The organism is Pseudomonas sp. S8 (genome assembly GCF_050473925.1).
Classification (GTDB): domain Bacteria; phylum Pseudomonadota; class Gammaproteobacteria; order Pseudomonadales; family Pseudomonadaceae; genus Aquipseudomonas; species Aquipseudomonas parakoreensis.
The window spans coordinates 4,133,127-4,158,995 of record NZ_JBFDVZ010000016.1; the positions used below are offsets into that span (position 1 = coordinate 4,133,127).

Annotated in this window: 21 protein-coding genes; 10 read left to right on the top strand and 11 right to left on the bottom strand. The window is 61.6% G+C overall.

What is annotated here, in order from left to right:
* Positions 1 to 110 precede the first annotated feature (110 nt).
* The 4 genes from AB1J88_RS19800 to AB1J88_RS19815 all read right to left on the bottom strand — a co-directional run bounded on the left by AB1J88_RS19800 (position 111) and on the right by AB1J88_RS19815 (position 1,544).
* A complete protein-coding gene (locus tag AB1J88_RS19800) occupies positions 111 to 392 on the bottom strand; it encodes a type II toxin-antitoxin system RelE family toxin (RefSeq protein WP_430291794.1) in 282 nt (93 codons plus the stop codon).
* Positions 382 to 627 (bottom strand): type II toxin-antitoxin system Phd/YefM family antitoxin, encoded by a 246-nt coding sequence (locus AB1J88_RS19805; RefSeq protein WP_222017386.1) that lies wholly within the window; start codon positions 625 to 627, stop codon positions 382 to 384. The genes AB1J88_RS19800 and AB1J88_RS19805 overlap by 11 nt, the downstream gene beginning before the upstream one ends.
* 82 nt (positions 628 to 709) lie before the next feature.
* Positions 710 to 955: a DUF2789 domain-containing protein gene (locus AB1J88_RS19810; protein WP_108591740.1), complete on the bottom strand. Its 246-nt coding sequence runs from the start codon at positions 953 to 955 to the stop codon at positions 710 to 712.
* Positions 956 to 1,082: 127 nt separating this feature from the next.
* Positions 1,083 to 1,544, bottom strand: coding sequence for an aminoacyl-tRNA deacylase (locus tag AB1J88_RS19815; RefSeq protein WP_041070977.1), 462 nt, complete (start codon positions 1,542 to 1,544; stop codon positions 1,083 to 1,085).
* A gap of 154 nt (positions 1,545 to 1,698) precedes the next feature.
* On the opposite strand from AB1J88_RS19815, the gene AB1J88_RS19820 reads away from it, so the two are divergent.
* Both AB1J88_RS19820 and AB1J88_RS19825 read left to right on the top strand, forming a co-directional pair.
* Positions 1,699 to 2,250, top strand: coding sequence for an NfeD family protein (locus tag AB1J88_RS19820; RefSeq protein WP_430291795.1), 552 nt, complete (start codon positions 1,699 to 1,701; stop codon positions 2,248 to 2,250).
* A gap of 2 nt (positions 2,251 to 2,252) precedes the next feature.
* Positions 2,253 to 3,011 (top strand): slipin family protein, encoded by a 759-nt coding sequence (locus tag AB1J88_RS19825; RefSeq protein WP_041070974.1) that lies wholly within the window; start codon positions 2,253 to 2,255, stop codon positions 3,009 to 3,011.
* An 80-nt stretch (positions 3,012 to 3,091) separates the two neighbouring features.
* Here the strand turns inward: AB1J88_RS19825 and AB1J88_RS19830 are convergent, their stop codons facing one another.
* The 7 genes from AB1J88_RS19830 to AB1J88_RS19860 all read right to left on the bottom strand — a co-directional run bounded on the left by AB1J88_RS19830 (position 3,092) and on the right by AB1J88_RS19860 (position 16,905).
* Positions 3,092 to 4,036 (bottom strand): sulfotransferase family protein, encoded by a 945-nt coding sequence (locus AB1J88_RS19830; RefSeq protein WP_430292703.1) that lies wholly within the window; start codon positions 4,034 to 4,036, stop codon positions 3,092 to 3,094.
* Complete coding sequence (locus tag AB1J88_RS19835; RefSeq protein ID WP_198759188.1) at positions 4,024 to 4,809, bottom strand: aspartyl/asparaginyl beta-hydroxylase domain-containing protein; 786 nt, start codon at positions 4,807 to 4,809, stop codon at positions 4,024 to 4,026. Before AB1J88_RS19835 ends, AB1J88_RS19830 begins: the two co-directional genes overlap by 13 nt.
* On the bottom strand, positions 4,806 to 5,411 hold the full coding sequence (gene cysC / locus AB1J88_RS19840) for an adenylyl-sulfate kinase (RefSeq protein WP_222017390.1): 606 nt from the start codon (positions 5,409 to 5,411) through the stop codon (positions 4,806 to 4,808). The genes AB1J88_RS19835 and cysC overlap by 4 nt, the downstream gene beginning before the upstream one ends.
* Positions 5,395 to 6,912: a TolC family protein gene (locus AB1J88_RS19845; protein ID WP_430291796.1), complete on the bottom strand. Its 1,518-nt coding sequence runs from the start codon at positions 6,910 to 6,912 to the stop codon at positions 5,395 to 5,397. Before AB1J88_RS19845 ends, cysC begins: the two co-directional genes overlap by 17 nt.
* Positions 6,913 to 6,961: 49 nt before the next feature.
* On the bottom strand, positions 6,962 to 14,272 hold the full coding sequence (locus AB1J88_RS19850) for an Ig-like domain-containing protein (protein WP_430291797.1): 7,311 nt from the start codon (positions 14,270 to 14,272) through the stop codon (positions 6,962 to 6,964).
* Positions 14,273 to 14,325: 53 nt separating this feature from the next.
* Complete coding sequence (locus tag AB1J88_RS19855; protein WP_430291798.1) at positions 14,326 to 15,171, bottom strand: sulfotransferase family protein; 846 nt, start codon at positions 15,169 to 15,171, stop codon at positions 14,326 to 14,328.
* 138 nt (positions 15,172 to 15,309) lie between these two features.
* Entirely contained in the window at positions 15,310 to 16,905 is a 1,596-nt protein-coding gene (locus AB1J88_RS19860; RefSeq protein ID WP_430291799.1) for a glycosyltransferase family 39 protein, read from the bottom strand.
* 241 nt (positions 16,906 to 17,146) lie between these two features.
* Between AB1J88_RS19860 and AB1J88_RS19865 the strand changes: the two genes are divergently transcribed.
* From AB1J88_RS19865 to AB1J88_RS19900, 8 genes are all read left to right on the top strand, one after another.
* Positions 17,147 to 17,734, top strand: coding sequence for a phage tail protein (locus AB1J88_RS19865; protein ID WP_041070954.1), 588 nt, complete (start codon positions 17,147 to 17,149; stop codon positions 17,732 to 17,734).
* A 56-nt stretch (positions 17,735 to 17,790) separates the two neighbouring features.
* On the top strand, positions 17,791 to 18,102 hold the full coding sequence (locus tag AB1J88_RS19870; RefSeq protein ID WP_222017396.1) for a DUF6916 family protein: 312 nt from the start codon (positions 17,791 to 17,793) through the stop codon (positions 18,100 to 18,102).
* A gap of 200 nt (positions 18,103 to 18,302) precedes the next feature.
* Entirely contained in the window at positions 18,303 to 20,369 is a 2,067-nt protein-coding gene (locus tag AB1J88_RS19875; protein ID WP_430291800.1) for a type VI secretion system tip protein VgrG, read from the top strand.
* Positions 20,366 to 21,223: a DUF4123 domain-containing protein gene (locus AB1J88_RS19880; protein WP_430291801.1), complete on the top strand. Its 858-nt coding sequence runs from the start codon at positions 20,366 to 20,368 to the stop codon at positions 21,221 to 21,223. The genes AB1J88_RS19875 and AB1J88_RS19880 overlap by 4 nt, the downstream gene beginning before the upstream one ends.
* The gene (locus AB1J88_RS19885; RefSeq protein ID WP_430291802.1) at positions 21,220 to 21,993 is read left to right on the top strand and encodes a hypothetical protein; all 774 of its coding nucleotides are present in this window, start codon (positions 21,220 to 21,222) and stop codon (positions 21,991 to 21,993) included. The genes AB1J88_RS19880 and AB1J88_RS19885 overlap by 4 nt, the downstream gene beginning before the upstream one ends.
* Before the next feature lie 100 nt (positions 21,994 to 22,093).
* Positions 22,094 to 22,819, top strand: coding sequence for a hypothetical protein (locus AB1J88_RS19890; RefSeq protein WP_430292704.1), 726 nt, complete (start codon positions 22,094 to 22,096; stop codon positions 22,817 to 22,819).
* Positions 22,820 to 22,888: 69 nt separating this feature from the next.
* On the top strand, positions 22,889 to 23,644 hold the full coding sequence (locus tag AB1J88_RS19895) for a hypothetical protein (protein ID WP_430292705.1): 756 nt from the start codon (positions 22,889 to 22,891) through the stop codon (positions 23,642 to 23,644).
* Between the two features lie 12 nt (positions 23,645 to 23,656).
* Complete coding sequence (locus tag AB1J88_RS19900) at positions 23,657 to 25,843, top strand: lipase family protein (protein ID WP_430291803.1); 2,187 nt, start codon at positions 23,657 to 23,659, stop codon at positions 25,841 to 25,843.
* The last annotated feature ends 26 nt before the right edge of the window (positions 25,844 to 25,869 follow it).

Consider the following 25,869-nt stretch of genomic DNA (forward strand, 5'->3'; position numbering starts at 1 on the left):
CACACTGTTAGTTTGCTAACTATCAATATCGCATTGGCGGGGAATTTCAGTCAAGTTTTGAAACAAATAGGTTGTCAGGGGAGAAGAAAAAGCGCCGAGGTCTGGACGACTCAGCGTTTTTTGGCTTTCTCATAGACACTGCTGCGCTCGCGTTTTCCCACAGTGACTACCGAAACGACGATTCGCTCATCTATCACTTGATAGACCAAACGGTAACCAGAAGCCTTCAGTTTGATTTTGTAGCAATCAGGCATTCCATGAAGCGCATCAGCCGATACCCTTGGTAGCGATAACCTTTCAGCGAGCTTTTTCTTGAATTGATCTCGCAACGTATGACCCAGCTTGTTCCACTCCTTATGAGCAGACGGCAGAAATTCGAGCTTATAGGTCATCCAGGCTTACCGAAATGGGTGTTTCATGACTGCGGGAACGGACGATCTCGACCAGTTCCAAATCATCAAGCCGCTCCATCATGGCTTCGTAAACATCGGCTGGCACCATGTAACCCATGACGCGATTATGGTTCAGCACAGCCACAGCACCACCATGTGCGCCACTCAGCACTGCTGATGGATTTTTCTTCAATTCGGAAACACTGACCGCCATATCGGCAAGAACACTTTGCATAATAAAAGACCTCAATTGAGGTCGTGATATTGGTCTATTTATACCTTCCATACAACCGAAAATGTGCTCAGCCGCCAAGTGGTCATCCCTCCCGCCCCTTGCGCAACAGCACGTTCAGCTGATCCACCACCTCCGCCCAATCCGCATCATCAAGAATCTCGCCTCGCAAGAAATCCGCCTGACTTTTGCTCCAGAAAAACGCATCCGCCAGGTGCAGCTCGGGTTTGAGCGGTGAATGGGTGGCGATGAATTGGTCAATGCTGGTCGGGTCGCTGTCCAGGCCCAGTTGCTTGAACAGGGACGGCAGGCTGTGGGTGGGCTGCTCCATGGGGGGCTCCTTCAAGAATGCGGTGAGTGGGAGATTATTCGCGAGCAGGCTCGCTCACACAGGAGAACGCGTTCAACCTGTGGGAGCGAGCTTGCTCGCGAAGGCGTCCGCGAAAGCGCTACAGAACCTACTGACTCAACTCCCGCACCTCGGCATGCGGCACCATTTTCAGAAACTCGGGCATGCTCATGTGCAGCAGGTAGTTGTGGTTGCCGGCTTCCAGGTAGATGTCTTTCTGCCGGGTCAGCAGCGGGTCGATGACCATGTCCAGGCCGTAGGAATCACCCAGCGGCGGCACCGCGCCGCGTTCGCAGTCATCGAAGATGTGCGCCAGGTTGCTTTCCCGGGTGATCTGCCATTCGCCGCGGCTGCGCACTTTGCTCAAATCCAGGTGCCGGCTGGCCGGCAGCACGGCCATCAGGTAATGCCCGTGGTGGTCGTCGAGAATCACCGACTTGGCCACGCGCTCGGCGGGCACCCCGGAAACCCGTGCGGTTTCCAGACTGCTGGCGGAGTGGCGGTGGGCCACGATGTCATATTCGCAATGCGCCCGGTTCAGGCTGCTTTGCACTTTTTTTGCCATACGCATGCTGCACCTCGGTGTCACGCGGAACGTTGTGCCTGTTCTGCTGAGTCTAGTTCGGCGAGGCTCAGGCGAAGGGAAATCCGCTCACTGGACACATCTGCTCATTGAGCAGAATTCATTCAGCGCCAGGCTCAACTAGACTTAAGGAAACACCCCCATGACTCTCCCGGAGGGTCACGTGAACAGCCGATGTTGTCTGTTTTTTCTGATACTGCTGACCAGCGGCCCGGCCCTCGCGGCTGACGTCCCGCTGACGGCGGTCAATGCGGTCGGCCTGTGGCTGATCACCCTTGGCATTGCCTTTCTGATAGCCGAAGCCGCGCTGCCCAACTACGGGGTCATCGGCCTTGGCGGGATCATCATGTTCGTCATCGGCGCGCTGATCCTGAGCAACGCCGAGGTGCCGGTACCGATGATCATCGGCCTCGGCCTGCTCAGCGCTCTGCTGCTGATCGCGTTGATCATCCGCGCCCTGAAAACCCGCCCGCGCCACGCCGTCAGCGGCGACGCCGGGCTGGTCGGCAGCGTGACGGCGGTGACCACCGTGCAAGCGGAAAACGCCCACAACGGCTGGGTGCATTTGCAGGGTGAACACTGGCAAGTGCACAGCGCCACACCCTTGCACACCGGGCAATCGGTGCGCGTGGTAGGGCGCAAGGGCTTATTGCTGAAAGTCGCCGCGACTGACGCGGTGCGACACGGAGAGTGATCATGGGTCTGCAAATCGGTTTTGTTGCACTGCTGCTGTTGGTGATCGCCCTCGCCGGGTCGACCTTCCGCATCCTGCGTGAGTACGAGCGCGGCGTGGTGTTCCAGCTCGGGCGCTTCTGGCAGGTCAAAGGGCCGGGGCTGATCCTGTTGATACCGGTGGTGCAGCAAATGGTCCGGGTCGATCTGCGCACCGTGGTGCTCGACGTGCCGCCACAGGATGTGATCACCCGCGACAACGTCTCGGTGAAGGTCAATGCGGTGCTGTACTTCCGCGTGCTTGACCCGCAGAAGGCGATCATTCAGGTCGAAGACTTTCTTTCGGCCACCAGCCAACTGGCGCAGACCACCCTGCGCGCGGTGCTCGGCAAACATGAGCTGGATGAACTGCTGGCCGAACGCGAGCAACTGAATATCGATATCCAGCAAGTGCTCGACGCCCAGACCGACGCCTGGGGCATCAAGGTCGCCAACGTCGAGATCAAGCACGTAGACCTCAACGAATCGATGGTCCGTGCCATCGCCAAACAGGCCGAAGCCGAACGTGAACGCCGGGCCAAGGTGATCCACGCCGAAGGCGAGCTGCAAGCCTCGGAAAAACTCATGCAGGCCGCCGAAATGCTCGGCCGCCAACCCGGCGCCATGCAGTTACGCTACATGCAGACCTTGAGTTCGATTGCGGGTGACAAGAGTTCGACGATTGTCTTTCCCCTACCCATCGAGCTGCTCAAGGGGATGGCGGATCTGTCGGGAAAAACCTGACAGCAAAAGATCGCAGCCTGCGGCAGCTCCTGCATCGGTTATGCGTACACCCTGTAGGAGCTGCCGAAGGCTGCGATCTTTCATGCGTTGCGCAGCAATTCAAGATTCAGAAAGGCATCCTGGGCACATTGCCGAACCCGTTCGCGCAACCACGGCGAAGCCTCGCGACGCTTGTCTTCGCCATCGGCAACAAAGCGCTGAGACGGCTGCTTGGCATGCTGCATCGTCGCCGCCAACACCTGCTGCCGCTGCTCGACATTCAAACGAAAAAACTTCGCCAATCGTCCGGCCATGGCCTCGGGCAACTCGCTGTAGTTCACCAGCAGTCCGTCACCCTCGCGGCAGTGCAGATACGCCGACGCCAGCAAGTGTCCAAGTCGTCGTGCAATGAAGTCTTCACTGCCGGTAAATGGCAAACCATCGTCGAGCACACAATCACCAAGCATCCCCGGCACCATGTGCATCCCCGGACGACGCACGTGCGATACGGCGATTTCCAGCGGATCGCGATACACGAACAGCCACGGCGTGTCGGGAAAGCATGCCTGCAACAACGGCCATTCGCCGATGTTCCAGGCATCGAGCTTGATCACCAGTCGCTGCTCGATACCGCGTCGACGTTGACCGTAGGCCGAGAGCAGTCCACTGATCGCTGCCCGCCGCTCGGTTTCGGGTAGCTCACCTCGCAAAAGCGCATCAAGCGGCGGTGGCTCCGAGACTACGATGTGGTCATCGAGCCGCGCGAGCATCTGGCTGATCAATGTCGAACCGCAACGCGAGGCGTGCAGGATAAAGGCACTCGGCGCCAGTCCCGGGCTTTGCCTGTGCCACTGCGTCAGCGCCGACAGCGGCGTCTGGCGCCGAAAGACCTGATTGAACGGCAAACGCAACGCGTCCTCGACCGCATCGCGAAAAAACGGCTGCTGCAAAGGTCTATCACCGAACCAGCACCAATCGACCTGCCAAAGCCCCGCAACCGGCCATACCCGGATCGGCAGCCAGCCGTCGAAATTCAGCCGCTCCATTGCGCGTTCCATTGCCGACGTCCTTGGCGCATCGCCGCACGCAACTCTTCCCGGGAGAAGGGCAAGCCGTGTTCGGCGGCCAGCTCAAGAGTACGCTCGATGAATAATTCGGGGTCCGTCATGTCCTGCAACGTCGCCGCCAACGTGGCATCGCCCGCCACCCATCGCTGGAATTGCTGCAACGCCGAGTCTGGCCGTTGCGTTGCGGGGGTGTCGTTCACACCTTCGACGATTTTCTGCGCAAGCCAGGCGCCGGGTCGGCAATCGAGCACCAGATGAATCCGTGCCGACGTGTCGAAGTTATCCACCCGATGCGCACGAGCAAGATCGAGAAACCAGCACTCGCCCGCCGTCATCGGCACACGCTGCCCCTCGAGCCAGAAGTCTGCGGCGGGCGGGCTGAGCAACGGAATGTGCAGGCGCAGATCGGCGTCCGGCCCCTCCAGATCGTAATCACGGTGCTCATGAATTCGCCCGCCGGGCCCCAGTCGCAGCAAGCGTGCGCTGACGATATCCAGCGCCAGCTCGCGCAACCCCCGCTGCCAGCGTTCATCACGCAACCATGGCGTGCGCTGCAGCGGCAAACCGCGTCCTGGGGCTAACTCACTCAGTGCATCGGCAGCCGAAATCAGCGCCACGCCGCTCCAGTCGCCCGTGAAGTAGTCCGTGTTGAAGTGGCCGCGCCATGCCTCTTCGGCAATCGCCTGCAGCGCCTGCAACAGCAACGGCAGATCCACCGCCACCGGTAGACGCGAACAGACCGGGCGGCTCATGCCTTGGGTAACACCGCAGACTCGCCGAGCCAGGTCAGCAACCGATCCAGACTGGCCTCAACCGATTGCACGCCAGTGTCGAGTATCAACGACGCCTGCAGGGGCGGCTCATACGGCGCCGACACCCCCGTGAAACCGGCCATTTCGCCACGTCTTGCGCGGGCATAATGCCCCTTCGGATCCCGCTGCTCGCACACCGCCAGCGATGCACTGCACCAGACTTCTCGATAGTCCTCACCCAAACGCTGGGCGAACACCTCGCGCAGCTCCAGCAATGGCGCAATCATCGCCAGAACCACGATCTGCCCGTTTTCCACCAGCAATGCCGCCAGCTCACTGGCCCGGCGAATGTTCTCCAGACGATCGGCGTCGCCAAACCCCAGATCGCGGTTGAGCCCGACCCGCAAACCGTCGCCATCGAGGACCACGCTCTGCAATCCAAGGACAAACAACTCGGCGTGCAACGCCTGAGCCAGAGTCGATTTGCCCGCCGCCGGCAGACCGGTGAGCAAAATCGCCGCACCGCGATGGCCGTTGCGGGCCTCGCGTTGCGAGCGGCTGATGCTGGCGACGGGCGCCTGCAGATTATTTGGCGCCGGCATGGGCCACCACCGGCACCGAGATATCCCCCGACGCCCAGGCCGATTCGCGGTTTGCCAGGGCCGTGGCGATCGACTGCACCGCGGTGGATTGCACTTGATCCGGAAGCGGATCGAGGCCGGCGCTGGCGAAAATCTGCCCATAGGCATTGCGCAGATCGGCATACGACAGGTCGCGGCGCAGATCCGCTTGCAGGTTGTTCAGTTCACCCTGAATCAACTCCAGCTCGCCGATGCCGGCGGTCTGGTGCCGATTGCGCAACTGACCGACGATCTGCCCGTCGATGTCCGACAGTTGCTGGTTGGTCTTGAACTGACGCAGCGCCTCTTGATAGTTGGCATTGGCCACATACAGCTGCGCCAGCACCGCGATCGACATCGCCTGACGACGTGCGGTGGCGACTTCTTCGCCAGCCTTGGCCACATCGATGGCCGCCGGGGCGGAGATCACATTGAACAGGTTCCAGGTGACTTTCACCCCATAGTCGGCCCAGCGATCGTTCACCAGGAACGAGTTGCTGTCGTAGTGTCCGCCGGCAGAAAACTCCAGGCCCGGCAACATGCGCAACATCGCCTTGCGGGTTTCAGCAGCACTGATCCGGGTCTGGTAATCCTGCTCGCGCAGTTCCGGACGGCTGGTCAGGGCTTCCTGCTCCAGTCTGGAAATATCGACCTTGAGTTCCGGGATCTGATAACCGTCGTCAGTGGCCAGCGTCAGGTTGGTGCCCAGCGGCAGGTTGATCAGGGTCGCCAGTTCGGTTTTCGCCAGCGACAACGCCCGGCGTTGCTCTTCCAGTTGCCGGGTCGCTTCGATCAGCGAACGCTGGTAACCGAGGGACTGCACCGGATCACCGATGCGCTGCTCGCTCATGCTTTCGCTGTTGCGCCGGGCGGTATCGACCCGCGCCATCAGGCTGTCGATCTGTTTGAGCAGGCGTTCGGCCGCCATCGCCCGCCAATAGGCCGAGCGCACGTCCTGAACGATGGTGTTGATCACTTTGCGCCGGCGTTCCTGAACGATCAGGCGCTGGTCGCCCTGTTGCTTGGCGTTGATGTAGCTGACGCCGAAGTCGAGGACGTTCCAGACCATGGTCAGGTCGGCGACGTTGCGGTCGCGGTCCTGGGAGGTCGACGGTTCCAGGGACTGGGTGCCGGTGCGTACGCTCTGGCTGCTGGAGGCGCTGACATTGTTGCGTCCGACGTAACCGGCATCCAGCGCCATGCGTGGCAGCATGTCGAAGCTGGCGAGGTCGAGCTGCCGCTTGGCCAGCGCTTCCTCCATGATTTTCAAGCGCCCTTCGAGGTTGTATTTCACCGCGCGGGCCATCGCCTGGTGCAGGGTCAGCGGACCGCTCAGCGGTTCCTGGCCCTTGTACATGCTTTGCAGGTCGGCTTTGGCCCGTTGTTCGCTGACACTGCGTTCGATCGGTTCACTGGTGACTGCACATCCGCTGATTGCCAGCGCCAGCAGGCTGGCGCCGAACAATTTTTGACTTTTCTTCATCCCTGCATCGCCCCTGGGTGCTGCGCATATTGAGTTGTTGTGTGTGTTATCAGGCCTGCATTTCGCTGATACCGACCTGTTGCAGAGCCGCCGCCAGGTTGTCGACCCGGTGCTGCTCGCTGTCCTTGATCTGTTGCAGTTGCTGGCCCAGGGTCGGCGCGCCGAACACACCGCGCAGGCCCTGGGAAATATCGCCGCCCGTGATCGAATGACGGTCGAAGGCATTCAGCGAATCGCGCTCTGCGGCGCTGTCCTGATGGAACAGGCTCGACAGCGTGCTGCTGCCGAACACCCCGCCATCGCCACCGCCAAACCCGAGGAAGCCATGGCCGGAACCATCGCCGCCGCTGTCGCTGCTGGTGAAAACCTGGGCGATGAAGCTCGGGCTCAGGGCGCCGTGGTTGATGAAAATGTCACCCAGCGGACGGATGCCGTTGCCGATCACCCGTTGTTCGAACAACGGCGCGAAGGTCAGCGGTGAGCCGATGTCGCCAGTGGGCGGTGTGAAGATGAGCGGTTGCAGCGGGACGTTCGGCGCTGGTGGTGGCACGACGGGGTCGCTGCTGCGGAACTCCGGATCCGGCGGCACCACCACCAACGGCGAGGTCGGTGTCACCGGCGGTACGACCACCGGCACCGTATTGATCACGTAGTTCCCGGACTGACTGATCCCGCTGCCGCTGTTGCCCGACAGGTCACTGACCCCGGCCGTGTTGATGCTGATCGCATTACTGGCGCTGTTGACGTTGGCGGTCGGCGTCAGGGTCGCCGTCCAGGTCTTGCCACCGTCGCTGCTGCTCAGGTTGGACAAGGTGCCATTGGCCACGCTGAGGTTCGCCAGATCGAAACCGCTGACCGCTTCGTTGAAGGTGATGATCACCTGCGAAGTCTGGCCGAGACCCAGATTCGGGTTGGCCACCACGACCGTGGCGGTCGGGCGCTCGCTGTCGAGGGCGTAGTTGTTCGACACCGCCACCGTGCTGCCGGCATTGCCCGCCAGGTCGGTGACGTTGCTGGTGTCCAGCGCGATGAAGTTGCTCGGGTCGGTCACGTTCGCGGTCGGCGTGAAAGTCGCGGTCCAGGTCTTGCCGCCATCGCTGCTGCTCAGGTTGCTCAGGTCGCCGTTGGTCACGCTCAGGTCGGACAGGTCGAAATTGTTCACCGCCTCGCTGAAGGTGAAGGTCACCGTGGTGGTCTGGCCGATGCCCAGATGCGGATTGGCAACCACGATGTTCACCGTTGGCCGGGTCGCATCGAGGATGTAGTTGTTGGAGATGGCGATGCTCGCCCCAGCATTGCCGGCCAGATCCTGGACGCCGGCGGTGTCGATCAGGATCAGGTTGGTCGCGTCGTTGACGCCGGCTGTCGGGGTGAAAGTCGCCGTCCAGGTGATGCCGCCGTCGCTGCTGGCCAGGTTCGACAGCGCACCATTGGCGACGCTGATGTCCGACAGATCGAAACCGCTCACCGCCTCGCTGAAGGTGATGGTCACGGTGGTGGTTTCGCCGATGCCCAGGCGGTTGTCGGCGACCACGATGGTGGCGGTCGGCAGCGCGGTGTCGATGGCGAAGTTGTTGGAATCGGTGGTGCCAATACCGCTGTTGCCTGAGACGTTGGTCACTCCGGCATTGTTCAGGCTGATCAGGTTGGTCGCGTCAGTGACATTGGCGGTCGGGGTGAAGGTCGCCGTCCAGGTGACACCGCCGTCGCTGCTGCTGACATTGCTCAACGTGCCATTGGCGATGGTCAGGTCGCTGTTGTCGAAACCGCTCACCGCTTCGCTGAAGGTGATGGTCACCAGCGAGGTTTCCCCGGCCTTGAGTGAAGTGTCGGCAACCACGATGGTGGAAGTCGGCACCTGAGTCTGCACCTGATAGTTGGCGGAGTTGGTGGTGCCGGTGCCGGTGTTGCCGGCCAGGTCGGTAATACCGGTGTTGTTCAGGACAATCAGGTTGGTGAGATCGGTGACACCAATGTTCGGCGTGAACGTGGCCGTCCAGGTGATGCCGCCGTCGCTCGACGCGACATTGCTCAAGGTGCCGTTAGCGACGCTCAGGTCGGCATTGTCGAATCCGGTCACGGTCTCGCTGAAGGTGATGGTCACCAACGCGGTTTCACCGGGACGCAGGTCGCTGTCGGCCATGACAATGGTCGCCGTCGGACGCTGACTGTCGACCGCATAGTTGTTGGAATCGGTGGTGCCGCTGCCGGTGTTGCCGGCGAGGTCGGCGATGCCGGTGTTGTCCAAGGTGATCACATTGCTGGTGTCGGTAATCCCTGCCGCCGGGGTGAAGGTCGCTGTCCAGGTGATGCCGCCGTCGCTGCTGCTGACTGCCGACAACGTGCCGTTGGCAATCGTCAGGTCGGCGTTGGTGAAACCGGTCACCGCTTCGCTGAAGGTGATGGTCACCAACGCAGTCTGACCGACGCCCAGGGCTGTGTCGGCGACCACAATGGTCGCGGTCGGACGCTGGGTGTCGATCGAGTAATTGTTGGAATCGGTGGTGCCGCTGCCGGCATTGCCCGACAGGTTCTGTACGCCGGCGTTATCCAGGGTGATCAGGTTGGTGGCGTCGGTGATGTTGGTAGTCGGCGTGAACGTGGCCGTCCAGGTGATGCCGCCGTCGCTGCTGCTGACTGCCGACAACGTGCCGTTGGCAATCGTCAGGTCGGCGTTGGTGAAACCGCTCACCGCTTCGCTGAAGGTGATAGTCACCAGCGAGGTATCACCGATTTTCAGCGCGTTGTCGGCAATGATGATGGTCGCGGTCGGCAGCACGGTGTCGATGGTGTAGTTCGGCGAGCTGGTGGTGCCGGTCCCGCTGTTGCCGGCCAGGTCGGCGATGCCGGTGTTGTTCAGGACAATCAGGTTGGTCGCATCGTTGACGCCCACGTTCGGCGTGAACGTCGCCGTCCAGGTGATGCCGCCGTCGCTCGACGCGACATTGCTCAAGGTGCCGTTGGCGACGCTCAGGTCGGCATTGTCAAAACCGGTCACGGCTTCGCTGAAGGTAATGGTGACCAGCGAGGTTTCTCCGGCACTCAGGCTGCTGTCGGAGAGCACGATGGTCGCCGTCGGGCGCTGGCTGTCGACGGCATAGTTGTTGGAGTCGGTGGTGCCGCTGCCGGCGTTGCCCGCGAGGTCGGCGATGCCGGTGTTGTCCAGGGTGATCACATTGCTGGTGTCGGTAATCCCTGCCGCCGGAGTGAAGGTCGCTGTCCAGGTGATGCCGCCATCACTGCTGCTCACTGCGCTCAACGTGCCGTTGGCGATGGTCAGGTCGGCGTTGGTGAAACCGGTCACCGCTTCGCTGAACGTGATGGTCACCAGGCTGGTCTGGCCGACGCCGAGTGCGGTGTCAGCCACCACGATAGTGGCAGTCGGGCGCTGGGTGTCGATCGAGTAATTGTTGGAATCGGTGGTACCGCTGCCGGCATTGCCCGACAGGTTCTGTACGCCGGTGTTGTCCAGGGTGATCAGGTTGGTGGCGTCGGTGATGTTGGTAGTCGGCGTGAACGTGGCCGTCCAGGTGATGCCGCCGTCGCTGCTGCTCACCGCCGTCAACGTGCCGTTGGCGATGGTCAGGTCAGCATTGGTGAAGCCGGTCACGGCTTCGCTGAAGGTGATGGTCACCAGCGAGGACTCGCCGATTTTCAGGCTGGGGTCGGACACGATGATGGTCGCGGTCGGCACCACGGTGTCGATGGTGTAATTGTTGGAGTTGGTGGTGCCGCTACCGGCGTTACCCGCGAGGTCCGCGATGCCGGTGTTGGCCAGCGTGATCAGGTTAGTCGCGTCGTTGACGCCCACGTTCGGGGTGAACGTCGCCGTCCAGGTGATGCCGCCATCGCTGCTGCTCACCGCCGTCAACGTACCGTTGGCGATGGTCAGGTCAGCGTTGGTGAAGCCGCTCACCGCTTCGCTGAACGTGATGGTCACCAGCGAAGTTTCACCGGCCGTGAGATTGCTGTCGGCGACCACAATGGTCGCGGTCGGGCGCTGGGTGTCGATGGCGTAGTTGTTGGAGTCGGTGGTGCCGCTGCCGGCATTGCCCGCCAGGTCGGCGATACCGGTGTTGTCCAGGGTAATCAGGTTGGTGGTGTCGGTGACGCTGGCACTCGGCGTGAACGTCGCGGTCCAGGTGATGCCGCCGTCGCTGCTGCTCACCGCACTCAGCGTGCCGTTGGCGATGGTCAGGTCGGCGTTGGTGAAACCGGTCACCGCTTCGCTGAAGGAGATGGTCACCAGCGAGGTTTCGCCGATCCGCAGGTTGTTGTCGGCCACCACGATGGTCGCGGTCGGGCGCACGGTATCGATGGCGTAGTTGTTGGAGTCGGTGGTCCCGCTGCCGGCGTTGCCGTTCAGATCCGCGATGCCGGTGTTGTTCAGGGTGATCAGGTTGGTCGCGTCGGTGATGCTGGCGGTCGGCGTGAAGGTCGCCGTCCAGGTAATGCCGCCGTCGCTGCTGCTGACCGCCGTCAAGGTGCCGTTGGCAATCGTCAGGTCGGCGTTGGTGAAGCCGGTCACGGCTTCGCTGAAGGTGATGGTCACCAGCGAGGTTTCACCGATCCGCAGGTTGTTGTCGGCCACCACGATGGTCGCGGTGGGACGCGCGGTGTCGATGGCGTAGTTATTGGAGTTAGTGGTGCCACTGCCGGCATTGCCAGCCAGATCGACGACCCCGGTGTTATCCAGGGTGATCAGGTTGGTGGTGTCGGTGATGCTGTTGGTCGGCGTGAGCGTGGCGGTCCAGGTGATGCCGCCGTCACTGCTGCTCAGGCCGCTCAGGCTGCCGTTGGCCACGGTGAGGTCGGCGGTGGTGAAGCCGCTGACCGCTTCGCTGAAGGTGATGGTCACCAGCGAGGTTTCACCGACCGCCAAGTTGGTGTCGGCCACCACAATGGTCGCCGTCGGCCGCACGGTATCGATCACGTAGTTGGCCGAATCCGTCGTGCCGCTGCCGGCGTTGCCAGCGAGGTCGGCGATACCGGTGTTGTCGAGGGTGATCAGGTTGGTGGTGTCGGTGATGCTGGCGGTCGGAGTGAAGGTCCCGGTCCAGGTGATACCGCCGTCACTGCTGCTCACCGCGCTCAGCGTGCCGTTGGCGATGGTCAGGTCGGCGTTGGTGAAACCGGTCACGGCTTCACTGAACGTGAAAGTCACCAGCGAGGTATCGCCGATCTTCAACGCCGTATCGGACATCACGATGGTCACGGTCGGGCGCGCGGTATCGATCGCGTAATTGACGGAGTTGGTGGTGCCGACGCCCGCCACGCCGTCGCTGATCGCGGTCACCCCGGTGTTGTCGAGGGTGATCAGGTTGGTGGCGTCGGTGATGTTGTTGGTCGGAGTGAACGTCGCGGTCCAGGTCAGGCCGCCGTCGCTGCTGCTGACCGCTGTCAGCGTGCCGTTGGCAATGGTCAGGTCGGCGTTGGTGAAACCGCTCACCGCCCGGCTGAAGGTAATGGTCACCAGCGAGGTTTCGCCGATTTTCAACGCCGTGTCGGCCATCACGATGGTCGCGGTCGGTGGCTCAACATAAGCAGTGTTGAGCGTACCGCCGTTGTTGTAGATCGCCGCGAAGGCCAACGGTACAGAGCCCGTCACGCCGCCGCCCAGCTCTGTACCACCGGAGCCGCTGCCAGCCGCGTTACCGCTGATGGCGCTGAAGTTGGCGGCGGTGATCAGGACCGTGCCGCCCTGGTTCCAGATCGCACCGACACCCCGTCCGCCGTCGCCGCCGTTCAGGTTGTTGCTGCCCTGGCCGCTACCGCCGCCGCCACCGCCGCCCGCGCCGATGTTGTTGCTGATGACCGAGGTGCCGACGATTTTCAACGTACCGGTCGAGGCGTTGTAAATCCCGCCGGCCGCATTGCCGCCGACGCCGCCAACCTTGTCCCAACCGGAGCCGCCACCGCCGCCGCCGATGGAAATCGTGCCGTTGTTGGCCGTGCCGCCATTGCCGCCGTTGCTGTAATAGGACACACCCACGCCACCGGCACCGCCGACGGTGGAGCCGCCGCGTCCGCCCATGTGCGTTGCATCGTAGCCTCCGCCATAGCCACCCACGCCACCGCTGCCGGCCTGGCCGCCCAACGTTCCGGTGCCCGGCCCGGCCGTACCGCCATGGCCGCCGCCCTGACCACCAAGGCCGCCGCCACCGCCACCACCGCCGCCGTAGTTGGCACCCGTGACACCGCCGCCACCACCACCGCCGGCCGCCGCGTTACCCGTTACCGAAACGTTGTTCAGCGTGAGAATACCGGCGTTGAAAATCCCGCCGCCCATGGCGCCGGTTGCCCCGTAGCCGCCATTGCCGCCGTTGCCAGAGACCAGACCCCGGGTAATCACCAGACCATCGAGGGTCACGGTGTTGCCGGAGGTGATTTCTACCACTCGGGTCTTGTACTGGCCATCGAGGGTGACGTCCGCGACGCCGTCGTTGTTCAGGTCGCCATCGACGGTGATGTTCTTGTTGATCAGCAGCTCAGAGGTGAGCTGTACCGTCATGCTGGTGCCGAAGGTCACGATGTCGCCGTTCTGCGCCGACGCCAGCGCTGCGCGCAGCGAGCCGACCCCGGTGTTCGCGTTGTTGGTGGCGGTCCACGTGGCGAGGCCCCACTGATACTCGCTCATCGACAGGGTCGACAGCACGTTGGCGCTCTCGATCTTGCCCGTGGCGATTTCCAGATCCCAGTCGCCGCCCACGCCGGTGCGGTTGTTCGAGGCGGCTACATCGCGGCCGGTCAATTGTGCCAGCGAGTCAACGAAGCTCAGGCCTCGGTCGCCCTCGGCGGTGTAGCAGCCGTAAATGAGGATGTCGCCGCCAACGTTCATGTCCTTGCCGATTTCCGCCAGCACTGCACTGCGTTGCGCGACGTTGTCGGCCGACAGATAGCTGTTGCCGAGCCACAGGTCACCGGCGTTGCCGTGAGCGATGATCTGCACCGAGCTGACGCCCGAATGCTGGTCGAGATAATCGGCGATCTGCTGCAAGCCGTCCTTGCTTGCATCGAGCTTGACCACTTGCGCGCCGGGGGCGACGCCTTTGAGCAGGCTGTCGGCATCCTTGACCCGGGCATCGACGAACACCACGCTCTGGCCAGGTACCGCGACAGGACTGGCAGCCGGCGTGGCATCGGCCTGGCCGTGGGTGTCTTTGCTGACCGACGGGTGATCGGCCGTCGGTGCCTTGGCCGCGTCGGCGGCGGGATGACTGTCGGCCTGGGCGGCGGTGTCAGCGACCGTGGCTGCGACGGCACCGTCGAACAGCATGCGCGGTTCCAGCGACATGATCAGCGGCGCAGCCAGCGTCCGTTGGCCTTCGGTTACCCGCGACTTTTGCTTGCTCCACCACATGTTGCTCACCCGGACTCGAACAGTTGTAAACGCATCAATGAAAAACGCCGCGATCAACTGATCGCGGCGTCGGACTTCATACGAATCACATTGGCAGCGCTGGCTGAGCCATCGAGCCAAAAGGACAGATCGGCGTATTGCTTGAACAGGTCCGGCGGCAGAATCGTGCGCCGGGACTGCAGGGCAACCTTGGATTTGACCTTGTGCAGGCCGGCCACACCCAGCGCCTGGTCGAACGCCGGCGCGTCATAGGCCAGGTGTTCGAAATCGTGCTCGAACCAGGGCTCGCCGATGAAGTCGTAGACCAGCCGCAGCACCCGCTCCGGGGCCTGGGTCAACAAGTCGTAATCAACGATCAGCAGCGAATCGGCGTGCTCGCCGTAATAGGCTTCCTTGAGCGCTGCCCAGGCAAAACCGACCAGACGATTGCGCTGGGCCAGGGTTTCGCAGCGGCTGTAGACGGTGTTGCGCTCGACAGCATCGCCGAACAGCTTGGTGTTTTCATAAGGATTGGCGCGGTACAACCGTTCCAGGCTGTCCATCACCCAGGCGACGTTGCGCACGCAGGCAATGACTTTGGCTTTGGGGAACAGATCGCTGATGGCCGGCAGGCGCGAACTCCACTGCCGGTTGGTGTCGAACACCACCGGTTTGTCAGCCTTGTCGGCGTAGTAGGCATCGAACAGTCCGCGCAGCAGGCGGCGGCGCATGTCGGTGTCGATCACCGCGCCGAATTCGCTGCCGGCGCTGCATTGTTCAAGGACACCGGAGAACAGCGCGCCGACCGGGCTGGTCATGCCGGCATGAAAGCGCGGGTTCTGCAGAAGAATCGCAGAAAGCAGGGTGGAACCTGAGCGCGGCAAGCCGGAGATAAAGTGGAACTGCTGCAATCCCTTCACCTTACTTTGTAAGTCCTTTTGTCCGACGAGCGTAGTCCAACAATACCCTTTCGACTAGTAGTGTTTTGATATCAAAATAGAGCAAAACGGACTATTAAAGTCCGTTTTAATCGCGAAAAAAATAGTGAAGCGTTTAAGTCATTTCTCCGTCGTTCCGTTATCAGTGGTCAACGAAAAAAGTCGCGCATTTGCGCCACCGGCATGGGTCTGATCACGCAGCTGCCAGGTCGTCGGCAAGGGTCGGAATGGATCAGGCACGTCCACGTCCAGATCGCCGATCAACCAGACGCGAGCACTGCCCTTGGGCAGGTCACCGAGCCGATCCAGATAGACCTCCTCGGACACCAGGGTGCCAAAACCGTAGTGATTCGGGCGCGTCGAACGACCATCGGCGGCGGGTGGGGTATACAGCCGCACCTGAGCGTCAGTGCGGTTGTAATAGACGTAACTGAGGTACCAGAGCATGTCGCTGGTGACGATCCGGTCACCGCTGACGAAATGCCGGTTGATGTAATCGACCATGACGTTGAACTGATCGTGCGGGTCGACCGTGGCATTGGTATTTACACCCACCAGCTCAACCCCGATCCATGACACCAGGATCGCCACTGCCAGCACACGAGCGCGGCGGTACAACCGATCAATGGCCAGCGCCGCCAGCATCGGCAACCCCAGCGCATAGGCTGTCAGGTAACGCTCGATGAACACCGGGCTGATGAAGGAAACCGCGAACACCAGCAACAACGGCATACCGGTGTACAGCGCCAGCAAGACGCTGCCATGGTTCACGCTGCGGTCGCGGGCAACCGCCACGCCCGCCAGCGCCAGCACGGCCAGCGGTACGCCGCAGAACAGCAGCAACGGCAGATGCTCGCCATCGTCCTGGATCAACCAGAGCCAGATCATCGACGGCAGCGAGGACAGGGTTACCGGATCTTCCCAGCCCACGTCGCCACCGACCTTGAGCTCTTCCATGTGTTGCGTCAGATCAAGCAGGTTCGGCAACCACGGCAGGTAGAGCACGACGATGGCCAGATTGGCGAGCCACCAGTCCTTGCGCTGGATATGCCGCAGGCGATAACCCGGCAGCAGGCGAATCAGCCCCAGATACAGCCAATGGCTCAGCGCGGCCAGCACTGCAAAGTAGTGGGTGTACAACGCCGCGCTCATCAGCAATGCATAGATCACCAGATACCGCCGGCGCTGCGAGCGTCTGACCCAGCAGATCAGCGCCAGTGTGGAACCGATTAGGAGCAAGCCGAGCAGCGAGTACATGCGCACTTCCTGGCTGTAGCGCACCGCCGTCGGCAGCAACGCCAACAGCACCCCGGCAATGATCGCGGCGCGGCGGGTGGCCAGGCGATCGACCAGGCAGACACCCAGCCCGACCGTGGCGATGCCAGCCACGGCGCTGAGGCTGCGAATCGACAGGATGCCTTCACCGAACAACCCGATCCAGCCATGCAGCAGCATGAAATACAACGGCGGATGCACGTCGAACGCCGCGTGCTGCCAAATACCGGTCAGCGAATAGCGCGCCAGCAGCAGGCTTGAGCCTTCGTCGCCCCAGATCGCGGCAGCGGTCAGGTCATAAAAACGCACCACCGTCGCCAACAACAGAATCGGTATCAGCCACTGCTGGCGAGCCCAGCGCCATAGACGCCGGACACCGGCATTCGGTGCGGCAAACGGGTCCTGGGTATCCCCCAGCGGAGTCTCGCGACGCGCTTCCATCAACCTTCCCTTACAGATTTACCGAGTAAAAACCAGCGCCACTCATTGCGCACACTGTAGGCCAGAGTCGAAGTCGACGCGCGGCCACGACGACGTCCGGCAAGTCCGCTGATCCGGGTCTACGCTACGGCTTGGCGTGACCTGCCCGCGCAAATGCAAGGCGTCAGCACAGCCTGTGTACCTGCCCTGCAACTAGGCTACCGCGCGGCGCGCCGACCACATAACAGAAGGATGAGGAACCATGGAAGTCTTTATGGGTACGATTCAACCGTTCGCCTTCAACTTCGCCCCCAGTGGCTGGGCCTTGTGCAACGGACAAATCCTGAGCATCTCGCAATACCAGGCATTGTTCGCCTTGCTGGGCACCTACTACGGCGGCAACGGCACGACCAATTTTCAGTTGCCCAACCTGCAAGGTCGGGTGCCGGTGGCACAGGGTAACGGACAGGGGCTGACGCCGCGTGTCATCGGTCAGGTGTATGGCACAGAAAACGTAACGGCCACGATCGCCAACATGCCCAACCACACCCACGCGATGACCGGCCTTTCCGCCAACACCGCCCTGCAACTGGCGGTGCCTGCAAGCAATCCGGCGACCGTACCCACCGCCACCAACTCGTACATCGGCGCGTCCGGCGGCGGCCCTGGCTCGGCGAACATCTATTCCGATGCCCAAGGTGCCACACCGGTTCCCATCAAAGGCCTGACCACCACGGTCACCGGGGACATTTCCTCCACGGGCGGCAGTCAGCCGTTATCCATCGTCAACCCCTCTCTGGTCGTCAACTTCAGCGTTGCCCTGAACGGGCTGTTCCCTTCGCGCAACTGAACAAACGTCGGGGGCCTCACGGCCCCCGGCCGTTCTTTTTTCAACGGAGTCAGATCATGCTGCAAGCGGTTCAGATCCAACACGTCCAGCCGTTGCTCGGACAGCAAAGCACGCTGCACCTGCCAGATGGCACGGCATTGCCGATCCACATCGAGTACCTCAACGAAGTCCCCGCCGCGAAAACCCGCTACAGCGAGCGCATGCCGTTCTGCCTCGAATTCAACAGCCTGGTGCCGACCGGGTTCGTCGACGGCCTGTGCGCACTGGAGCTGCCGGAACTCGGGCGAGTGGAAGACATTTTCGTGTCACGAGTGCCAGCGATGGGGCGGGATCCGCAACTGGGTTACTTCTGCATGTCCTTCAACTGACCCGCCGGAATCCGCATCGACCAGTGTTTTTGTAACCGCAGTTTGGGAAGCGTCTGACATCATTTCTTCGGCGGCCTTGTTAGCGTTGCACGAAACCGGCTCCGAGACGTTTGTTGCGCGCCAGACCAAGGAAGATCGGCGTGCAAGCGTTGCATCGACGTCCAAGAGCCAGTGCCCCGTCACAGGACAAGGAATAAAGGATGTCGACCACCCGTGCCCGCTTCAACCTATTGCTCAACGACGTTAAACACGACCTGCAGGTCCTCTCCTTCACCGGCCACGAATCGATCAGCCAGCCCTATGCGTTCGAAGTTGAACTGGTCAGCGAACGAGCGAACCTGCGTCTTGAAAGCTTCATGCACCAACAGGCATTCCTCGCATTCGACCTCGAAGGCCAGGGTATCCACGGCGTGGTCAATCGCATCGCCCGCGGCGATCGCGGCAAACGGCTGACGCGCTATAGCCTGACCCTGGTACCCCGTCTGGCGTATCTGCAACATCGCTGCAATCAGCGGATTTTCCAGCAGATGAGCGTGCCGCAAATCATCACCCGGATTCTTGCGGACAACGGCATTCACCGTGACCTGCACCGGTTTCATCTGGGGGCCGACTATCCGCCACGCGACTATTGCGTGCAGGCGGAGTCGGATCTGCACTTCATCCAGCGGCTGTGTCAGGAAGAAGGCATTCACTACCACTTCCAGCACAGTCGCGAAAAACACCTGCTGGTGCTGGGTGACGACCAGACGGTCTTCCCCAGGCTGGATCGTCCCACAGCCTATCGCCAGGACACCGGCATGGTTGCCCAGACACCAGCGATCAACGCCTTTGAGGTGCGCATGGAAACCCGCCCCACGGCAACCGTGCGGCGTGATCACGACTTTCGCAAAACCCGCTTTCTGCTGGAGGCCACTCACCGCGCCGACAGTGACGCGGCCCGGCCGGCGCTTGAGGATTATCGCTACCCCGGGCGCTTCACCGACGGCGCGCGGGGCAAGCAATTGACCCGCCGCGCCCTGGAAAGTCATCGCGTCGACTACTTGCAGGCCCAAGGCCAAAGCGATCAGCCAGGCCTGGTGACGGGTCATTTCCTGGCGATCAGTGAGCATCCCTGCGAGGACACCAACGGGTTGTGGCTGCTGACCGAAGTCAATCATCGCGGCAAACAACCCGCAGTGCTGGAGGAAACGCTGAGTGCGGTGAATACCGCGGCAGACGACGGCTTCGTTGAAGGCTACCGGAACGATTTCGTCGCCACGCCATGGGAGGTGATCTACCGCCCACCGCCATCGTTCGTGAAGCCGCGAATCTTCGGCAGCCAGACCGCCGTGGTGACCGGCCCCGTGGACGAAGAGATCCATTGCGATGCGTTCGGGCGGGTCAAGGTGCAGTTCTACTGGGACCGCGAAGGCAACCACGACGACCACAGCAGTTGCTGGCTGCGGCTGGCCTCGAACTGGGCCGGCAGCGCCCACGGCAGCTTGACGCTGCCCCGGGTCGGCATGGAGGTGCTGGTCAGTTTTCTCGACGGTGATCCCGATCACCCGGTAGTCAGCGGCTGCCTGATCAACAGCGCCAACCCGGCGCCCTATGAACTGCCGGAACACAAGACCCGCAGCGTGTTTCGCTCACGCAGTTCACCGGACAACGGCGGTTTCAACGAGTTGCACGTGGAAGATCGCGCCGGTCGCGAACTGATTTACCTGCGCGCCCAGCGCGACCTCGAACACAAGGTGGAAAACGACAGCCGCCTGGACGTCGGCAACCAGCGCCACGAAACCATCAAGGGCCACAGCATCAGCGTGTTGCAGGCCGAAGACCAGCGCACCGTGCACGGCGACCGCAAAACCCGGCTGTATGCCAGCGACCACTTGCACGTCAGCGGTGACAGCCATAGCCGGGTCGATCAACTGCAGGCGATCGAGGCCGGTCGGCAAATCCACCTCAACGCCGGCGATCATCTGGTGCTCAACGCCGGCAACAGCATCAGCCTCACGGTCGGTGGCGAGCATCTGGTGATCAGTCACGGTGGCATTTTCAGCAGCAGTGCCATTCAGCTCGGCGGCAATCCCAAGGCGGTTGCGTCGGCGCGGGCCGCGATGCCCGACGGCGTCGACGACTTGGCGGCCCCATCTCCATTGCCACCCGTGCTGGCGTCCACGCAACTCGCGCTGCTGGCGGCCAGCAACGCCATGGGCGCGACATTCTGCCCACTGTGTGAAGACTGCCGCGATGGCGTCTGTCTGCCACGGGAGAACGTCGCATGAACGACGCATTTGCGCGCCGCTGGCTGAGCGGTCAATTCGCTTCAGGGCACGGCCTGTACCTGCTGCTGGACTCACAGCCGCCACAACGGGAAACCCGGCAGACGCTGCTGCAAACCAGCGACTTCGAGCACTACCGCATCCTCTACAAAGACACACCCGCCGCCGAACTGGCGGACAACGGGCCGTTTGTCTTCGCCCTGGAGCGGTACGACGACAGGCGCATCGCGCCGTTGCTCGCCAGTCCGGAGAGCAACTGGGGATGGCTGTTCAGCCTGCCGCAAACCTCCCTGTCCGCGTGGGTGGAACACTGGCAGCAACGGCTGATTATCGGCGCCCGTCCACATCAGGCGCTGTACCGCTTTCACGACAACCGCGTGCTGGCCCGGACACTGGCGCATCTGCCAAACGAAGACATTGCGGCCTACCTCGGGCCCGCCCTTAGCGTGTGTTACTGGCAGGACACGCAATGGGAAAGCTGCGACAACCCGGCGCCCGGCCGCTATCCACTGCCAGCGTCTCCACCGTGGCTGCAAACACCCGTGCCTGCGGAGCAAACCCGCGAGATTCGCCAGCTTAACGCTCATCGCTATCTGCTGGCCGAGCACGAGCAGGCCTACGCCGACCTCGCCCGCACACAGCCACCGCAAACCTGGCTGCGCGAACGCTTGGCGCAAGCGGATGAGTGGGGTTGGCAGACCCCGCAGCAGCTGGAGTTTCTGCTGATTCACAGCTTGCGAGCGCCAGCCAACGGCTTTGACGCGCAGTGGCAAGTGCGCCCGGGGGAAACGCCGCTGGAACACTTTGAACGGGTGAGCCATTGGGTGAAAACGATGGCTGGAGAGGCAACGCAGTGAAACGATTTTTTCGACATGCCGGGTGGGTGGGCTGCGTGGGATTGTTGCCGGGTTGTGTGGCGAGTCCGCCGGACAGCTTCACCTTCACGGCTGATCTGCCGCCGGGGTTCGCTTATGAAGCCATCGCCAAATACGTACCCGCAAAAGGAGAAAACTGCACCGTCCCGGACGGGCGCAATACTGCGGTTGGCTACAACCTGAAATGGCGTGAGCACTACGAGCCGGTTTCAGAAATTGCGATCCACAGGATGGTCAAAGGATGCCCGTTGGTGATCTGGAAGATCGATGTCGAGGTCAGAGCTGCATATGGCAAAAGCCGAAGAGACTCCAGTGGCGACAGTGCCGTTATTGCCCTTCGCGATAACCTGGAGGCGAAGTACAAGGGTGTTTTTGACCAGTCCGGCGAAAGCACTTTCCATGGCCAATGCCAATGGCTGTTTCGCACGATTGGCAAGCCACGCATCCTGCGAAAACTCCTCGACTGCAAAAAAACCGATGAGCTTGGCGCGCTCGCACAAGGTCGCCCTTTTGCCGCCTACACCCTTGACCAACTGCCGGGCAAAACCGTGCGGATGAAGATCGGGTTGGCGGAGGAGGAAAGGCCCGCAATCGGCAAGACCTGGGTCAAGGTCCCTAACGGCTGGAAGCGCTGCATGGGCGACAACTTCGGAGACCAGTACGCATTCTGCTTCGGTAATCACACCGACTTCAGCACCTTCCAGATGGTCGATGGGCGTATTTGCACCATCTATCCCGGCTGCACGGAATAAGGAGTGTTCCACCATGACGTCATTTGAAAAGGGGTTGAACAGCTACCTCACCGGGCCTCGCTTGCGATGCATCACGGTGCTGGGCGGCTGCTTTGCCCTGATGGCTGGCTGCAAGAGCAGTCCGCCCGACAGCTTCACCTTCACGGCTGATCTGCCGCCGGGGTTCGCCTATGAAGCCATCGCCAAATACGTACCCGCAAAAGGAGAAACCTGCACCGTCCCGGACGGGCGAAATACTGCGGTTGGCTACAACCTGAAATGGCGTGAGCACTACGAGCCGGTTTCAGAAATTGCGATCCACAGGATGGTCAAAGGATGCCCGTTGGTGATCTGGAAGATCGATGTCGAAATCAAGGCTGCATATGGCAAAGGCTGGAGTGACATCAACGGTGACAGCGCAGTGGTCGCTGTACGCGAGGAGCTGGAAGCCCGTTACAAGGGCACCTTTAACGATAAGGCTGAAAGCAACTTTTACGGTCAGTGTCAGTGGCTGTTCCGCACCTCGGGCAAGCCACGCATCCTGCGAAAACTCCTCGACTGCAAAAAAACCGACGAGCTTGGCGTACTCAGTCGAGGTCGGCCTTTTGCCGCCTACACCCTCGACCAACTGCCGGGCAAAACCGTGCGGATGAAGATCGATTTGGACGCGGAAGAAAGGCCCGGTTGGGGAGACACCTGGGTCAAGGTACCCAACGGCTGGAAGCGCTGCATGGGTAAAGGCTTTGAAGACCAGCGTGCTTACTGCAATGGTAATCACATCGATTTCAGCACCTTCCAGATGGTCGATGGCCGCATCTGCACCATCTATCCCGGCTGCACGGAATAAGGAGTGTTCCACATGACGTCATTTGAAAAGGAACTGCGCAGACGCCTCACCGGGCCTCGCCTGCGATGCATGGCGAGGCTGGGTGGTTGCTTCGCTCTTATGGCTGGCTGCAAGAGCAGTCCGCCCGACAGCTTCACCTTCACGGCTGATCTGCCGCCGGGGTTCGCTTATGAAGCCATCGCCAAATACGTACCCGCAAAAGGAGAAAACTGCACCGTCCCGGACGGGCGAAATACTGCGGTTGGCTACAACCTGAAATGGCGTGAGCACTACGAGCCGGTTTCAGAAATTGCGATCCACAGGACGGTCAAAGGATGCCCATTGGTGATCAGGAAGATCGATCTGGTGATCAGGGCTGCCTACGGAAAAGACTGGGGCGACAAGAGTGGGGACTTCGCAGCGGTCGTTGTACGCGAAGAACTGGAGACTCGTTACAAGGGAGTCTTCAACGCAGAGTCTGAAAGTCGATTTCACGGCCAGTGCCAGTGGCTGTTCCGCACGATGGGGCCGTACCGCCGCATCGTAAAGCTCCTCGACTGCAAAAAAACCGACGAGCTTGGCGCGCTCGCGCGAGGTCGCCCTTTTGCCGCCTACACCCTTGAGCAACTGCCGGGCAAAACCGTGCGGATGAAGATCAGTTTGGCAGAGGAGGAAAGGCCCGCCATCGGCAAGACCTGGGTCAAGGTCCCTAACGGCTGGAAGCGCTGCATGGGCGACAACTTCGAAGATCAGGATGCCTTCTGCTTCGGCAACCACACCGATTTCAGCACCTTCCAGATGGTCGATGGCCGCATCTGCACCATCTATCCCGGCTGCACGGAATAAGGAGTGTTCCACATGACGTCATTTGAAAAGGAACTGCAATCACCACTCAACAGCCGCATGCTGACCTGCCCGACGCAAGGCAACTGGAGCAGTTTTCAACTGGTCGATGAGTTTGGCTCGGGGCAAGCCTATGAGGGATTGGCCTATGTTGCGGTCGATTCGGAGGGACAAGCATTCAATGGATATCTGGATGCAAAAGGAATTGGCAGAGTCGACAGTTATTGCGCAGGTCCGATTGCCTTACGTTTCGAACAGGCTTATGAGGGGCAGGAGAAGGTCTACTTACGTGTAATGGAGCGGCCCCATTACCCCCTGAAAATCACCGAACTCCAGGTTCGCGCCGAGCAAACCCGTTACCGTAATCCCGGAGCCACCCGTAACCGCGAACAACCCATTCCGGACGGCGACGCATACATACAGGTGGAGGTGCGTCATCTGGTCCGGCACGTCGCTCATCTGCCACCCGAGGTCTATCGCCATTACCCCGCCGACAGCGGCCTGGCCGCGATCATGGGCAAGCACGCAGAGGTCGGCGTCGCCTTGGCCTCGCGCAAGCACACGGTGTTGGAAGTTCGTGCGTTGCGGGCCTTGCGCCCGATGCTGTCGACGGCGCCGGAGTTCTGCGCACTCAACCTGTATCAACTGGCGTTGATGGCCACCCTGAGTTACTGCCCTTTTGGCCAGAAACCCGCCACCGCGCCGATCAAGGAGCCCCGGGTGGCCTTCCCTGATCAACCCAGTGTGGGCAACTGGTTCGCCGATGCTCTGGCCAAGTCCGATGAGCTGTGGCGCGTCGACCCCGCGCAAAAGAATGCCTTTTACCCCTTGTATGAGGACGTGGCGTATTCGAGAAGACTGGAAATCGTGCCGTTCGATCCGGCGTTGTATGAGGTCAATGATCCAGCCCTTGGTGAGGATCAGGAGCATCCCGAGAAGATCCACTTTCTCGACGACAGGTACGTGGGTAAAGAAGCGACCGATACCCAAGCCTTTATCACCCACAACGACGAACTGATCCTGATTGCGGTGCGCGGAACATTCGAGATTATTCCCGATGGTTTACGCGATGCCGATGCTCTCCAAGTGCCCTTTGAAGAGGGAGAAGGCAACGTCCATCGCGGCTTTTATGAAGCGGCAAAAAAAGCAGCCGCTTTCGCTACTGACTATTTGGACCGGTTCTACGCCGGCCAAAAACTACTCATCTGCGGCCACAGCCTCGGAGGTGCGATCACCTTGCTTCTCGCGGAAATGCTGCGCCGCAGATCGAATTTCACGTACAACATCCAGCTCTACACCTACGGCGCCCCCCGCGCCGGCGACACGGTCTTCACCCAGGCAGCCGCCCCGCTGGTGCATCACCGCATGGTCAACCACAACGACCCGGTGCCCAGCGTGCCGGGCAGCTGGATGAACACCAAGGCCGAGGTGTACGGGACGGGCGCGGCATTGATGTTTACCAACGTGCCGGTCGGGCTGTCGGTGTTCGTCGCGGGCATTACAAACTGGACGGGGGAAGCCTACGATCACCATGGCAGCCTGCATCACGCCATGCCGGTGGAGTTCGGGCGTCAGCAGACGTCTTCTATCCTGTGGCAGCCGGGCTGCGACACCATCACCCAGCACGCGGCGTGCACCCTCGCGTTGCAACAGAAAAACGGCCTGCCGGATCGTCCGGGATTGTTGCGGCAGATCTTCAATGCCGGGCATCACTCGATGGTCGGCGGCTATGTCCCGGCGTGCTGGGCGGCCTTGCGCCGTTGGCAACAGGCGCATGAGGCGAATCGCACGCGGGTCACTGACAGCGAGTTTGAATGGGTCGAGCAAGCGCTGGTGCGCATTACCCGGCAGTTGCGCGCCGCCCGCCAGGACCTGCTGGCCCGGCCAGCGGCCTACGTGCGCACCCAGGAGCGCACGATCGAGGCGATCAGCCACGAAGTCAGCCGCATCGAGACCAGCCATGCGCGCCTGAGCGCCCTGCGGCATAAACGGGTCAGCGCAACGGACGTTTATGGCCTGCTCGCCGAACAGCCGGAGCTGCTCGCCGAGTGCGTGCAACGCTGGCGTGCGCACCCGGAAAACCTCAAGCAAGAACAACTCGCGCAGGCCCCGGACAACGCCGGCAACGATGCACTGCTGACGTCACTTTACGGGCATACGATCGGTGCGCCGCATACGCTCGATATCGACTCGATCATCTAGACGGCACATCACCCTTGTGGGAGCGA